Source organism: Paenibacillus sp. FSL P4-0113, assembly GCF_038009305.1.
Lineage (GTDB): Bacteria > Bacillota > Bacilli > Paenibacillales > Paenibacillaceae > Paenibacillus > Paenibacillus polymyxa_D.
Genome location: NZ_JBBPAZ010000001.1, coordinates 1,716,627 through 1,730,568, shown reverse-complemented (window position 1 = coordinate 1,730,568; position 13,942 = coordinate 1,716,627). Strand labels below are relative to the sequence as shown.

At 38.2% G+C, this 13,942-nt stretch carries 13 protein-coding genes and 1 pseudogene; 13 read left to right on the top strand and 1 reads right to left on the bottom strand.

All coding sequences use genetic code 11. The features are described from left to right. The 6 genes and pseudogenes from MKX46_RS07180 to MKX46_RS07150 all read left to right on the top strand — a co-directional run bounded on the left by MKX46_RS07180 (window position 1) and on the right by MKX46_RS07150 (window position 6,841). Window positions 1-777 carry a (2Fe-2S)-binding protein gene (locus MKX46_RS07180; protein WP_341071036.1) on the top strand — a complete coding sequence of 259 codons (777 nt, stop codon included), beginning with the start codon at window positions 1-3 and terminating at the stop codon, window positions 775-777. 108 nt (window positions 778-885) lie between these two features. Then, window positions 886-2,607 (top strand): helix-turn-helix domain-containing protein, encoded by a 1,722-nt coding sequence (locus MKX46_RS07175; RefSeq protein WP_264216042.1) that lies wholly within the window; start codon window positions 886-888, stop codon window positions 2,605-2,607. Between the two features lie 774 nt (window positions 2,608-3,381). Then, window positions 3,382-3,732 (top strand): annotated as a pseudogene (locus MKX46_RS07165) (hypothetical protein). 223 nt (window positions 3,733-3,955) lie between these two features. Continuing rightward, window positions 3,956-4,324, top strand: a complete 369-nt coding sequence (locus MKX46_RS07160; protein WP_029515456.1) for a hypothetical protein — start codon at window positions 3,956-3,958, stop codon at window positions 4,322-4,324. Window positions 4,325-4,839: 515 nt separating this feature from the next. Continuing rightward, window positions 4,840-5,526: a hypothetical protein gene (locus MKX46_RS07155; protein ID WP_069010401.1), complete on the top strand. Its 687-nt coding sequence runs from the start codon at window positions 4,840-4,842 to the stop codon at window positions 5,524-5,526. A gap of 859 nt (window positions 5,527-6,385) precedes the next feature. After that, the gene (locus MKX46_RS07150) at window positions 6,386-6,841 is read left to right on the top strand and encodes an NUDIX hydrolase (protein WP_029515453.1); all 456 of its coding nucleotides are present in this window, start codon (window positions 6,386-6,388) and stop codon (window positions 6,839-6,841) included. Window positions 6,842-7,083: 242 nt separating this feature from the next. Here the strand turns inward: MKX46_RS07150 and MKX46_RS07145 are convergent, their stop codons facing one another. Further along, entirely contained in the window at window positions 7,084-7,833 is a 750-nt protein-coding gene (locus MKX46_RS07145) for an SDR family oxidoreductase (protein ID WP_341039697.1), read from the bottom strand. A gap of 240 nt (window positions 7,834-8,073) precedes the next feature. Here MKX46_RS07145 and MKX46_RS07140 point away from each other — a divergent pair, with 240 nt between their 5' ends. From MKX46_RS07140 to MKX46_RS07110, 7 genes are all read left to right on the top strand, one after another. Continuing rightward, on the top strand, window positions 8,074-8,631 hold the full coding sequence (locus MKX46_RS07140) for a TetR/AcrR family transcriptional regulator (RefSeq protein ID WP_029515451.1): 558 nt from the start codon (window positions 8,074-8,076) through the stop codon (window positions 8,629-8,631). Between the two features lie 302 nt (window positions 8,632-8,933). After that, window positions 8,934-9,383 (top strand): GNAT family N-acetyltransferase, encoded by a 450-nt coding sequence (locus MKX46_RS07135; protein WP_341039696.1) that lies wholly within the window; start codon window positions 8,934-8,936, stop codon window positions 9,381-9,383. An 89-nt stretch (window positions 9,384-9,472) separates the two neighbouring features. Continuing rightward, window positions 9,473-9,886 carry a GNAT family N-acetyltransferase gene (locus MKX46_RS07130; RefSeq protein ID WP_165149851.1) on the top strand — a complete coding sequence of 138 codons (414 nt, stop codon included), beginning with the start codon at window positions 9,473-9,475 and terminating at the stop codon, window positions 9,884-9,886. A 1,316-nt stretch (window positions 9,887-11,202) separates the two neighbouring features. Continuing rightward, window positions 11,203-11,652, top strand: coding sequence for a hypothetical protein (locus MKX46_RS07125; protein ID WP_165149853.1), 450 nt, complete (start codon window positions 11,203-11,205; stop codon window positions 11,650-11,652). Window positions 11,653-11,762: 110 nt separating this feature from the next. Further along, window positions 11,763-12,179 carry a GNAT family N-acetyltransferase gene (locus MKX46_RS07120; protein WP_238438010.1) on the top strand — a complete coding sequence of 139 codons (417 nt, stop codon included), beginning with the start codon at window positions 11,763-11,765 and terminating at the stop codon, window positions 12,177-12,179. Window positions 12,180-12,461: 282 nt separating this feature from the next. Next, the gene (locus MKX46_RS07115; RefSeq protein WP_341071035.1) at window positions 12,462-13,085 is read left to right on the top strand and encodes a hypothetical protein; all 624 of its coding nucleotides are present in this window, start codon (window positions 12,462-12,464) and stop codon (window positions 13,083-13,085) included. Between the two features lie 70 nt (window positions 13,086-13,155). Next, window positions 13,156-13,581 (top strand): protein export chaperone secb, encoded by a 426-nt coding sequence (locus MKX46_RS07110; RefSeq protein ID WP_340956250.1) that lies wholly within the window; start codon window positions 13,156-13,158, stop codon window positions 13,579-13,581. Window positions 13,582-13,942 lie beyond the last annotated feature (361 nt).

The following is a 13,942-nucleotide window of genomic DNA, read 5'->3' as shown; positions in this document are numbered from 1 at the left end:
ATGGACCATTATCTATCGACTGACTTATGGCAGCAAACGGTGGATGAACACTCGATTCGGCTTGGTGAGCCATCTGAAGATAATGTCCGTATTATTGCTTTGAGTCAACTACATGAAGAAGCTGCATGCCGAGAGTATTTAAGCTGGCTTCAAGAGTATATTGGTGCGCCTGACATGAGGGTAGCTGCTTCGATGTTAGCTAAGCGAATCGGCTACCTGTGGATTGCTCCGTTGCTGACCGCGATGACCGTTCATCATCAGCATGTTTCTTTTCGGCTAGACAACAGCTTTCTCTATCATCCGACGCTCACAGCTAATGAGGGGGGGACGCATTTTCCTTTTCTAGCTATGAACGGGCTTCGGGCAGAAGCACTAACTGGAGACAGGGAAGTGTGGCGGGAAAAGGTGGTAAAGGAGATGTTTGCGTTACACCTTGCACCGCTGTTAAAGACGCTTGCTGCGATTGCTCCTCTTTCGATGAGTATCCTTTGGGAGAATATCATGATACGCATTGTCCCATTATATACTCCTGAAGTAGACAATGCTGAGCAAGAAAGTCAGCACATCCAGGCAGATTTTTCATATCTGACGCAAGGAGCGCCCGGGCATTTGTTCGGTGTAAAAAGAAATCCGTTCACCCGGTTCACAAAAAATAAGGACAGCATTCCAGCCGTGAAAAGCAAGCGTACCACCTGTTGTTTTTATTACCGGATGTCAGGGGAATATTGCAGAAAATGTCCGAAAATTGACAATGAGAATAAATCTCAATTAAAATGACAACAGCAACAATTTTAGTTTGCTAACAGGCCTGGTTGTAGTTAATTGGTTAATCCTAGTCATGTGAGTCACTCTAGCAAAGGATGCTATTGTCAGGAGATGAGAGAAATGCCGCTACAAGAACAGACAAGTCTATGGAGTGATACAACGATCAAGATGCTTGACGAGTATAGCGGTACTTTGCAGACAGGCAGTGTTCTTCGCGAAACGGAATTAACTTCGAATGTGTTGTTGCTGGCATACGGAGGGGAAGGGGAGCTTGCAATGAATGGTGAGGTTTGCCACATTGGAGCTTCTTTTGCTGGTCATGTTGTTAAGGGGACATCCTTAACGCTGACGGCCAGATCAGACGACATTTATTATATCGTGATCATGTACAAGGCTTCTTCTATGGAGGGAGCCTCTCTTGTTTTGCCTTCATATCGAAAACATCCGTTGCGCACTTCATTTGTGCAAAATTCGGTAACCCAAGCAGAATGGATCGAGAATGCAGAAAAAATTGTTGCCAAATGGCGTCGTGGCGAAGGGATGGAACGTTTTCATGCCAATGCGTTGCTTCAGGGCATGATCTACGAACTGATCATGGATTACGAACGTGATCAGGGAGGAGAAGCGTCTGACATGGTGGATGTTGTCGCTTCATATATAGCGTCGCATTATCGCCAGAATCTGGAGCTTAAAGAGCTGGCAGCCCTTGCTGGATGCAGCTTAAGACAGCTGCAGCGACGATTCAAACAAGAGAAGCAGCTCGGACTGACTGAGTATGTCATTCAGTTGCGCATGGAGAGTGCATCGCGGATGCTGCGTCACACGGATGCTCCCATCGGTGAAATTGCTGACAGAATGGGCTATCGCGACATGTATTATTTCAGTAGGGCGTTTAAGAAATATTATGGCATCCCTCCGCTGCGTTATAGGCTTGATGCCGCTTCGAAAACAGATATAGACTATGCTCATTCCTTGCAGCGGAACCGCACAGCTTCTTCATATGAGTCGGCCCAAGGCTCGGTGATATGCCATATGCGAGGGGAATACTATGTTATCGGATCTCCGAAGCGTATCGCTGTACTCGATGTGCAATATGCTGATCATTTGCTTGCGCTGGGGCTCTCTCCAGCAGGTAGTGTAGGACTAGGCAATGCAGTGTTACATTTCCCTCAAACGATCAGGGCAGGACTTCAGAATACTGAATTACTCGGAACATATGAGTACCCCGACCTGTTTGCAGTGGAGCGACTGTCTCCGGATCTAATTATTTGCACCGAGGTACATGAGCCGCACTATGAACAGTTAAGCCGGATCGCTCCAGTTCTCATGTTTAAGCGCAATGAAAACTGGCAGACTATTTTGACTCTTTTCGGTGAACTGACAGGCAAACGAGAAGAGGCAAAGCGTATTATAACGGATTATCACCGACGAACCACATTGCTGTCCGAAGAACTTGCTCCCGTTCTGGCAGGCAAGAGCGTGGCACTGATCCGTCCGCTGGATTCTCTGGTTCGCGTGCATTCTGCCTCTCATCGTACAGGGGCTGTGCTGTACCATGATCTAGGTCTGCCTGTTCCGTTATTTGTGGCAGATACCTCCGACACGGCCTATCACATCTCAGTTGACAGACTACCGGCTGTACACGCCAGCCATTACTTCTTGCTTAGCCATGAACTCATGCAGGAGGGAATATCCGCAACAGAGCAACGTGTCTGGGGAATGCTTGATACCGTTGAGCGCCAGCACATACACTCGGTCGATGCCGCGACATGGATTGGCTGTTATGGACCCACAGGCATCAATGGCATTGTGGATCAGATCGCTCAGGCTTTGTTGGCTTGATGGGAGAAGAAGTTGCTACTTGTGCGCATAGAGATTTTAACAGGAACTAAAGACAGTTCATCTTTGCCTTATGTCATAGAGGGAAAGTTGAACTGTTTTTTTATGGCCAATCCATCAGATAACATCATATCCACGCATCGGAGCCTGGCGGTTCCTCGGTCCGGCAAAGAGGATTGCCAGGAAGTGGGGGCAGGCGGACACAAACGCACGGCGGCCGCTCATTTCGTTCGCATAAGTCAGAGGGACATCGTGAACACATAAGCGTTATATGCTAGAAATGATGGACAACAGATAGAATAAAAGAAAAATGCAAGAAAATAGATGAGAACACTTGTTTGCAGGAGTGAACACAGGTAAAATATAGATACAATTGACTCTTGGGTGGGTATGGTTTTCCTTCGAAAGTGAGACCATGGAAGTAAAAGATGCGATGACTCTAATGTTACTATTTTGGACATCTATTCTTGCACTTTTAACATGCATCAATAACAACAAGAGAAGGTAAAAAATCACCTAAAGGTTAAGAGCCGAAGGTGGGTTTTTATTATCTGAGACTTAGAAGGGAATAAACCCTCCAAGCCAATTGTAATGACCAGATGTTGACCGTAATTGGTCTTTCTTTAAGTGTGCTAACAGATGAAAAAAGATGAATTAAAGAAAAAATAAGATAAGTGAAGTGAAAAGCAAGTTAGTAAGCAAACTCATATGCGAAATACTATGCAACAATTTTAAAAATCTATTAAAACAAAAACAAGAAAATGAGGGATGTGCCCAATGACATTACAGGACCTATTTAATGAAAAACCAACTCAATTGTAAAAACAAAAGAATGGTTGAATACGGAGATGACCTTTTTACAGAAGAGAGATTATTAATGTGTGATAAAGTCCTTGATAACTATCTAAACCAATTAATATTATTACAAGAAACTAAACATCCTGAAAGTATTATGAAGGCTGTAGAAGAAATTGTAATTACGTTTAATGAATTGAATGAAAAGAACACTATTTTATTGAAACGATGGAACGTGAAGAACTGGCTGAATTTATAGATAAGGCAGCAAGACTAGCTGGATTAGAAATTGAGGAGGATCAAGATATTACAGAAGAATGGAGAGAATGGTGATGGTGAATTAAACAGGATTTCTAAGTAGATTCAATGAATTCATGGTACCTCTGTATAACATCACATCCAAGCATCGTCGCATTCGCTCCTCGGTTCGGCAGAAGTTGAGAAGCCATGAAGTAGAATCAGCCGAACATATTCGGCATACGCCGGACGTCTTGAATACAGAAACGTTATGTGAGATCAGCTAGGAATAAAAAGGCTATATTTAGGAGCAAGTACTATGAAGCGAATTTACAAGCATATCGAAGAATACACAGATCAGGAAATAAAAGATATTTTAACTCGCCGAGAAGTAGAAAAACTTATATATTTACCACTTTCAGTTGGAATGTATCATCACAATTGGAAGTTTGCTCAAGATATATGTCTTAAATCAGCGCAACATGATAATCCAAATGTAAGAGCGAATTCTGTATTGGGATTAGCACATATAGCAAGAACTAAAAAACAGTTAGATAAAAGACTAGTAAAACCAATCATTTTGAAAGAATTAAAAAATAATATAGAACATAAAGGAATAATATTAGATGCTATAAGTGATATAAATTTATTTATGAAGTGGAAACTAGCAAGGAAGCATAATTATTAGTTGACTCGAAGAAAAGCTGACCTCATATAACATCGCATCTACGCTGCGGGCGTTGCCCTTGGTTCGCTAGAAGTGGAAAGCAGAGAGAGAAGCGGGATCAGCTCACAACCCTGCGAGGCTAAGTCCGATGGACCCGGCGATTTGCGCCTTAAGCCTCTCGGATTCGTAGATACAAGAACGTTATGCGAAACTGCTTAGAGATGGAGGAATACCAGATGTTTTTGAATTCTCATGTCTTTGAGTTAGCCAAAAAATTAAATACAGAAGAGAATCATAAGCAATGGACAGGCTTAAGAAGAAATTCTGTATTCTATGGCTTGGTCTGCTATATTAACAATTCAATTTCTTTATGTCTAAGTGATAATTATACAAGTTCAATATTGTTTTTAAGAAGAGCAACATCGGTTCAAAAGTTTTCGAAGAAGCTTCGCATAACATAATATCGGAGCCTAGGCCAGCGAGTTGGGGTTCATGCATACAGGAACGTTATTAGAAAGACTATGAGGAGGAAAATAATGAAGCTATTTCATGGAGAACAAGTCTTAATTAAAGAAAACAATCTCTTACAGCCACAAATACATACTCCTCTTGGAATAATTGAATTTTCAATCACAGTCTCTGATAACTTCTATTATCCAGAAAAAAGTTATAAACTCAAAAATGGTGGATCATTATATAAATATTATTATGATTCATTTGATTGTGAGCTAGTTGTCTGTAGACCCAAGCTCAATCTCGCTTTACATCTGACAGTAGAAGAATGTTGGGGAGCAGTTTTTAGAATAAAGCCTCATGCGAACACTCAAATAAGTACGTGCAGCTTTTCTGCTTCTTGGAAGGAGGGTTACAGTTGGACAGATTATGGATCTAATACTGGGGAAGATCTTGAAGCTGTCGAATACGAGAATCAGATATACCGTTTACACTTGGGGACACAAGACGGGGATATGTTAATGGCAAGAAGAAATCAAGGAGATATGATTCCTAAATCGCTATGTTTAAACTCTGACTTTGAAAAGCACGGTTTTATCCTAAGTTCTGATAAAGGCATTAAAATTCCTATGACACTAATTGATTCTAATGAGATATGCCAAGTACATTTTTTAGTTGCTTGGAATAAGAATATCAAAGAGGATGTTTCGACGTGGTTGGCTGTGGACCAGTTCTCAAATGAAATATTAAAGGGAGAAGAAATTTTGTAGATACCCTCAAAATTGTCATAGTTCATCTGATAACATAGTATCACACATCGGCATACGCCCTCGGCCCGGCAGAAGGATTTCGGAAAAGGAGATCACTGTAGGACACCTGAGCACTCGCTGGGATCGTGAATGTAGAATCGTTAGATGAAAGCCCCCGAATAAATAAAACCATCTAAAAAGGATGAAAAGAAAAAGTGATAAAATCTATTAGTATTGATGAATGGATTGGGACCACATTCAATGAAGAAATAGTTATGAATCCTACGTGGGCAGACACTTTAAGTTTTTTTTAAAAACTCGATGGAGATAAATTTACATTAGTTTTTTTTGAGGTATCAGATACAGATTCAGCATTGGTTGGAGGCGGACCGGAATATTTTATAGTGTCTATTACAATTGATGGTAATATATATACTCTTATGAACAATAAACAGGGAAACGGTGAAATTCATCTGGTTGCTGGTGGCCAGTTAGGCAATTATTGCGATAACATTTGTATAGAATTAATTCCTATGCTTGAAGTAATGAAGTATTTTTATGAAACTGGAAAACTACTCGAACACATAAATGGAAACGAGAATAATAATTACTTAACTCGAAAAAAGTCAACGTTATTTAACATAGCATTCAACTCATCTGGCCGGGACAAGCCCGACCCTTAGCCCGGAAGATGCATTTCGGAAGGGCGGATTCAACGGAAACATTCAACCGGCTAAGTAGCAGAGCCACCCGGACTACGTGCCTTATCCATTGACGAAAGTAGATTTTAGAAGTGAATCCGTCATATAACGTTAAATTCAAGCAGTGGCTCCTAACGGAGCCTTGGTCTGTTGAAGGATCTCAAAGGGGCGTGAAGAAATTGAATTACATAAGAGAATTAAGAGAGTTAGTAGGTACCCGACCTATAATTATGGCAGGAGCATGTGTGATTCTCATAGATGATGAGGGACGATTACTATTGCAGCAAAGAACTGACAATGGTCTATGGGGATTACCAGGAGGTTCAATGGAGCCTGGTGAGAATATGAAGGAGGTTGCAAGCCGGGAACTTTTTGAAGAGGTAGGCTTAGAAGCCGAAGAGTTAGAATTACTTGATATATTTTCAGGCCCGGAACTCTACTATCGATATCCGCATGGAGATGAAGTATATAACGTAGTTGCAGCTTATATATGTAAAGAATACAGTGGAATAATTAAAGGTGATAAAGCTGAAGTACAAGATATACGATTTTTTGATTTAAACAAGATACCTAATCAAATAAGTCCTCCCGACCTACCGATAATAACAAGATTTTTAAATGAAGTAAGATCATGAAAACATTTTTTACGTAAATCGAGGATGTCCCCGATATCACCTAACAAAGGGCTGTTTGAACTTCGGCAATTCCCTACATTATGTGAAATCAACGAAATTATTTAAGAGGTAAACATGGGTGTGGCCGCTTGGCGCTTTTTCTTATTCCACGTGCAAGTTGCAGTAAAATGAACATGAAGTAGACGGAGATGAGTGTTTACTTCATGCTCGCTTAAATTTTTAAAAACTGAATTACAGATGGATCAATGGATCTTTGGAGGTTCAGAATTCATCAAATCGTTAAGCTGGGTCACAAAAACACCTTCGTTCGGGCCAGGGTTATTTCGAAACATTTTCGCTTCTTCCACCAGAACTTCGTCTGTATCCGTGCCAAGTATCTTTATTGTTTCATCAATGAATGAAGCAAGTGGCATCGCCCGTGGTTCATCGTTGTTGCTTTGAACCCATGGGGGTACAATTTCTATTACTTTTACCGATGTGTCTTTAAGCATGTACCTTTGGGACAGCGTATAGGTATGAAGTGCTGCCTTCGTCGCGGAATATACAGCAGTTGTCGCTAACGGTACAAATCCAAGTATTGAAGTCGTGTTGATGACAACCGCTTCTTCTTTGGACTTCAAATGCTCGATGAATGCAGAAGTCAACCGAATGGGACCTAGAAAGTTTGTCGTGACAGTCGAAATCAAAACATCCTCATCGATCACGCCTGCCGCGTTATCAGACTGTATGATGCCGGCGTTGTTAATCAAGACATTAACATCCGGGTATTCTTTGATTAACCGCTTGGCGGCCGCCTTTATGCTGGCAGGGTCTTGTACATTCAATTCCACTGCGGACATGCCGGGATTCGCTTTGATCGTCTCCTCCAGACGCTCTTTACGTCGACCGGCGATAATAACTTTGTTTCCAAGATTGTGGAGAGCTTCTGCTAACGCACGTCCAATTCCCGAACCGCCGCCTGTAATAAAAATCGTGTTTCCTGTAAGTTTCAATTTTTAAACCCTCCTAATTCAATGTGATTTAAATAATTCCAAAGATTGTAAAACAATAGATTTCATGATTACAGCTCCACTAAAATTGAACATATGTTGAATCATCAACATAAATTTTATAAAGTGAATGTATCAGAGCGGTATATGGGGTTCAATGGTTAAAACAAGCGTGGTTGTTGATTTTTCAACAGAGGACTTCGAAGTGTTCATTTTTTCGGATAGCACAAAGGGGAGAAGGATATGGACAGGCGTATTCAAAAATCGAGGCAAGCCATTATTGATGCTTTTATGAGGCTGATGTCAGAAAAGGAATTCGAGAGAATTACGATCAATCAAATTGCTGAGGAAGCGAATGTCAATCGCGGAACGGTTTATTTGCATTTTGCTGATAAGTACGATCTGCGCGATCAATGCATGGAAGCTCAAATTAAAGAGTTACTACGCAATTGTATGTCTGAAGATAACTTCTTTCATCTCCCTTCCAAAACCGCACTACTGCGTACGTTTGAATATTTGGAGCAGCATGCTTCATTCTACTCAATAATGCTGACGAACAAGGGAAGTACGGTTTTTCGAAACCAAATAGAGACAATGTTCCGGCAAAGTCTGTGCGAGCATCTGGATTCGATCAACCTCGATCAGGATATGAACAGGGACATTACGGTGCAATTTTTAATTTCAGCGGCAGTGGGGGTATTGGAATGGTGGATTACCCGTTCAATGCCATATCCGGCATCGGTCATGGTCGAACAATTTTGGAATTTGCTGAACCGTGGTGTCGAGGGACACGAACAATAGTGGTTCAAATGATAGAAATAGAAATAACAGAAGAAGAGTCACTAAAAGCTCAAAAAAGTGAAAGAGATGCAGATGAACTAATAATCAAATTACAAAATAAAAAAAGACCATATAAGAAAATTCGCTGATAAAAAAATTGCAGATTGATTTTGAATGCATAATGAAGAAGTTCGGTAACTTCTGATAACATAATATTCAAGCATCGAATCCTTACGGAGCCTTGACCTGCTGGTATAGAGTTTGGGGGGGGCATTTTAGCAGACAACCCTGGAAAAAATAAAAAGATAATGGAGGTATGTTTGGTGCTGACATTAGAAAAAGCTGGAAAAAATGATGCGCAAAGACTTGCTGAAATACAAAAGGCCAGTTTTGAGGATGAATCAAAGCATTTTAATAATAACGAAACCGTTGGGCCCATAGGATATGACTCCATAAGTTGGCAAGAAGAGATGATGCAAAATTGCGAATATTTCAAGGTGCTCTTTAATGGAGAAATAATCGGGGGAGCTATGATATTTGTAGAATGTAATCAAGTGCATAATCTAGGAAGAATTTTTATTGATCCGAATTTTAAAAATCAAGGAATCGGAACGAAGATGATGGAGAAAATTGAAAGTAAATTTCCAGACAGCACTGAATGGTGGCTGGATACTCCTAGCTGGAGTGTGAAGAATCATCACTTCTATTCAAAGTGTGGGTTTACTAAAGTTAGAGAAGAAGGTGACTTATACATTTTTAAAAAGACTTTATAAACTTATGTAATGTACAAACGTTATGAGACATCAGTGCTGAGTGTTACCAAGAAGATATTCGAAGAAAAGAGTGAAAGGGAGAATTTACAATGAAGATTGATTTTGCGATTGAATCAGATTATGAGTACATCTTGTTAAGAGACAAGCACATACATAAGACACTTATAAGACCAAAAATAAAAGAAAATGAAATCCTAATAATCAGAGAATCCAATCAAGAAATAGGTTGGATGAGATACGGATTTTTTTGGGACAACACACCATTTATGAATATGATATGGATAGATGAGGAGTATAGAGGAACAGGTATTGGTAAAAAAGTTGTCCACTATTGGGAGGAATTAATGAAACAAAAAGGTTTTGAAATGGTTATGACCTCAACACTTTCGAATGAAGAAGCTCAACATTTTTATAGGAAGCTTGGATATAGAGATGCTGGATGTTTAATGTTTGAGAATGAACCTCTGGAAATAATACTGACAAAGGTTTTAAACAAAAATTGACGTTGAGGAAATCAATGTAAAAAGCATTTTAAGAAGAGAGTGCTAATAATATGTGGTGTATTTCTTCCAATATAGAACTAAAAAAGGAATTGACTTTAGACTACAGAGATTTTTCTAATAGAGTAATCTAGAATAGACGAGACCAAATAATATTAAACAAGGATTGAAGAATATATTAAATAAGAACTAGAGGTATCACATAACATCGTTTTCCTGAAAGTGAAAGTCAGGTAGACAATCCTGCGAGGCTAAGAACCGAAGCTAGCCGGTCGCTACGCTTCTTTAAGCTTCTCGGGTTCAGGAACACAAGAAAGCTATTAGACATAATTGCTGATAAAGTAATGTTGAGGTGAATGATGAAAGTATTTCAAAAAAAAGCAATCCCAATCATTGTTAGACATTATCAATTTATTTGCATTGTTGACGAGAAACCTTATGAGGTATTGTTTAGAGCTTATTCAAGGAAGTATAAAACTTCTTTTATTGAAATTTCGTTCGACTGGAAAGAATGTTATTACATTAACTTATATAGACCTTTAATAAAATCCATATTAATTGAATATTGTATAAAGCTTGGTTGGATATATGATAAACCGAAGCAAATTCTAAGAATAAAGGACAGTAGAAAAATTGTTCAAGAACTATCATTAAGGGATTATGATTACAAATAAATGTTGGCATTTTCATGCGAAGCAATTTTGTCTACGATTAAGAGAATTGCTTATAGATATTTTATTGAGAATTATAAACAGCTCGAAGGCGAGGATCATAAAGGGCTGATTTTGTAAGTGAATCGAAGAAGTTATGTTTCGTTAGCTCCTATGGAACCTTGGTCTGCGAGCTGGATATCGAAGAGAAATTTCAGCAGACAACCCCTGACGGAGCTCATGAATACAAGCGTTATAGAAAAGGGACGCAAACCATAAAAAGAAGGTGTTTAAGTTGTTTGGTTTATTTAAGAAGAAGAAGATAATATTTGAAGATCAACTAAACAAACTTTCTGAATTGGGCATCTTCATGAGTGCAGATTTAAAAAAAGAATTACTTTTGGAGGAATTTTCATAGATGACAAACAATGATTATAAAATTCAAGTCGAAAAAGAACATGGGAAAATACTTAAAGAAATAATGTATTTTGAAAGTAGTCCAAAGTACCGTCATATAACATCATATTCAAACAGCGGCTCCTGACGGAGCCTTGGTCTGATAGGTCGATTTCAAAGGGGAATTTCAGCAGACACCCCCTTTTGGAGTTCATGAATACAGGAACGTTATGCGAAACCTCAGTAAGTTAAATACGGTATGGAAGTGAATTGATGGAGGGACCAATCATAACTTGTATGAGTATAGGCGTTTATGCTCATGCACTTACACGAGGCAATAAATACATCGTAAAAAAAGAAGATAGGGACAAGTATAGAATTATTGGAAACCATGGAAAAGCAGTTTGGATATCAAAAGCTCATTTTATTGAAGGAAATATAGAAGTGCCTTATTTAGAAAGATGGAAGTTTGATGATGATCCAAAGGAGTTTGATTTGGTGGAGGTGACCCTTACTTTTTCGGATGGAAGTGAACGATGGAGTTTGGTGACAACCCCTCAAAAATTAGTAAATCACTTTAAAAAAGAAATGGAACCACCAGGATTTAATATTAAACATCTAATTATAACGAAAACAATGGACCACGACGATATTGAAAAAACATTGAAATATTTAGAGGTAAATGATGAATTAACAGAAGCAAGCCAATCTTTGGAACGTTGATTCGGAGAGGATGGAGGAATTGCATAACATAATATTCAAGCTACGGCTTTTATGGAAAATACAGAAACGTTAGGTGAAACCTTTGAGAATCTAGAAATGAGGTAACTTCAATGATGCAATACAGAATTCGACCAATAATAGAAGATGATGTGTTTTTTTTATGGGAGATGTTATATGAATCATTATTTGTCCCAGAAGGTCAAGAGCCATTCGATAAAGCGATAATAAAAGACCCTTATATATCAAAGTATATTGAAGGTTGGGGAAGGGATGGGGATTTTGGATTTATAGCAATGAACCATGAGGGTGAACCCGTCGGATCAATAACAGTTCGATATTTTAACGAGGATAATAAGGGATTTGGATTTATTGATAATGATGTACCCAAACTAGGAATGGCTTTGTTAAAAGAATACAGGGGAAGAAAAATCGGAATGGCCTTAATGGATGAATTATTTAAAGAAGCTAGGAAGAGGAATATAAAAAATTATCCCTCAGTGTTGATCCGAGTAATGCAGCGGCAATGAAACTCTACGAGAGATTCGGATTTAAAGAAGTTGGGAAAGTTGATTCATCAATCACGATGGTTGTCGATTTGAGAAGTTAAAATACAGTATTAATAAGGATTATTTTAAGGAACTCAAAAGAGATCAAGGGTATCGCCTAACATCATATTCAAGCAGCGGTCCTTACGGAGTATGGGTCTGAGAGGATTTCAGAGAAGCATTTCAGCAGACAACCCCTTAGTGGTTCATGAATACAAGAACGTTAGCTGAAATATGACTAAAAAACAAAAAGGGGCCAAAACAATGAGTGAATTGACTTCAGGAAGCTTATCACTATTGAAATATAAAGAAGCAATTCTTGAGCATGATCCTATATACGCGGAGGATTTAAATGACAAATGGTTTGTTTTCATAACCAAAGATACAGAAGAAAGTGAAGAAATTCCAGAAAGTTTATTTCAAATTTCAGAAAAAATCCCAGTGTTATATTTTTATAATTTTGAAGATCACTGTTGGGGATACCGGGTAGTTTACAATTCACAAGAGATAGCAAGTCTTCATATATCATATGTGTTATTAGATACTTCAATTATTAAGCTTGCTGAAGAAAGATATCCAGAGGAAGATCACATTGAATTTCTATATGTCGACCCTAGAGGGGACAAAATCAGAACTGAATTAATTGAAGAAGTTCTAAGATCTAATGAATACAATGAGAAAATAGCAAAACAGTTTACAAATTGCAATCTAAAAACATTTAGATTTTTTGAATTAGATAATGAGCGAATAAAACAATTAGACGATATTTTGAATAATAATTATTATACACAACTGGAATCTAAGCATCAGTTAGTAGAAGAGTTTAAAGAATTATTAAGCATTGAGGAAATGAGTTGGATACGAGCAGATAGAATGAATGAAGATTAGAAGCTAATAGATGGTGAGGGCTCGGAGATACAAGAACGTTAGATGAAATGCGGAGTGTTAGGAGGTTTGCATGAATTACGATGAAGTAATGAATGAAGTATTCTTTAAAGATGGAAGTCTAAGGGATATTTATGTATTGGATACAGACATCCAAGTATGGGCTTTAATTTTTGATTATTTGGAAAGTGATAGAATTAATTATCGAGTGACTATAGATGGGCTAATAACTAAAATTAGGGATATTGCTGAGTTGTTAAGAATTAAAAAAGAAGCAAGTATTGGAATAACTATTGAATATAGTGAAATTGATATTTGTGGATATTTTTATGAAGGAAGCGTTATTGAATTTGATGTTTCACCAATACAGATAAATTCAGAGAAAAAAATAGATGTACTCATGAACTTCCTAAAAGACCTAAGTCGAAAACTAAACAAAACGATAATTATAACTCCAGAAATGACTATGGAAGAATTATTAGTTCAAGTAGAGCCCTGAAGGGAAGTTGAATTGAGTAACTTAAAGAAACGGGAGAATCCATCGGATGGTTGTTGTTCAGGAATAAAAGACGAGCTTCCAGCAACCAATAGAGAAATCATGTATGGTATCTCAAAAGATTATAGAAGTAGAGGATATACGACTCAAGCGGTTCAGGGAGTAATACAGTATTAATTTGAAAATACGGGATTAAAGAATTAAACGCAATTGCATTACTTGAGAATGCAGCATCAAATAAGTTATTCAAAAAAGTAATTTTAAGTTTGTAGGAGAGATAGAAATAGATGCTGAAAGATATAATTATTATAGAATTCATAAAAAGATTTTCAGAAGGCAACCCCTTTGGGGTTCATGAATACAA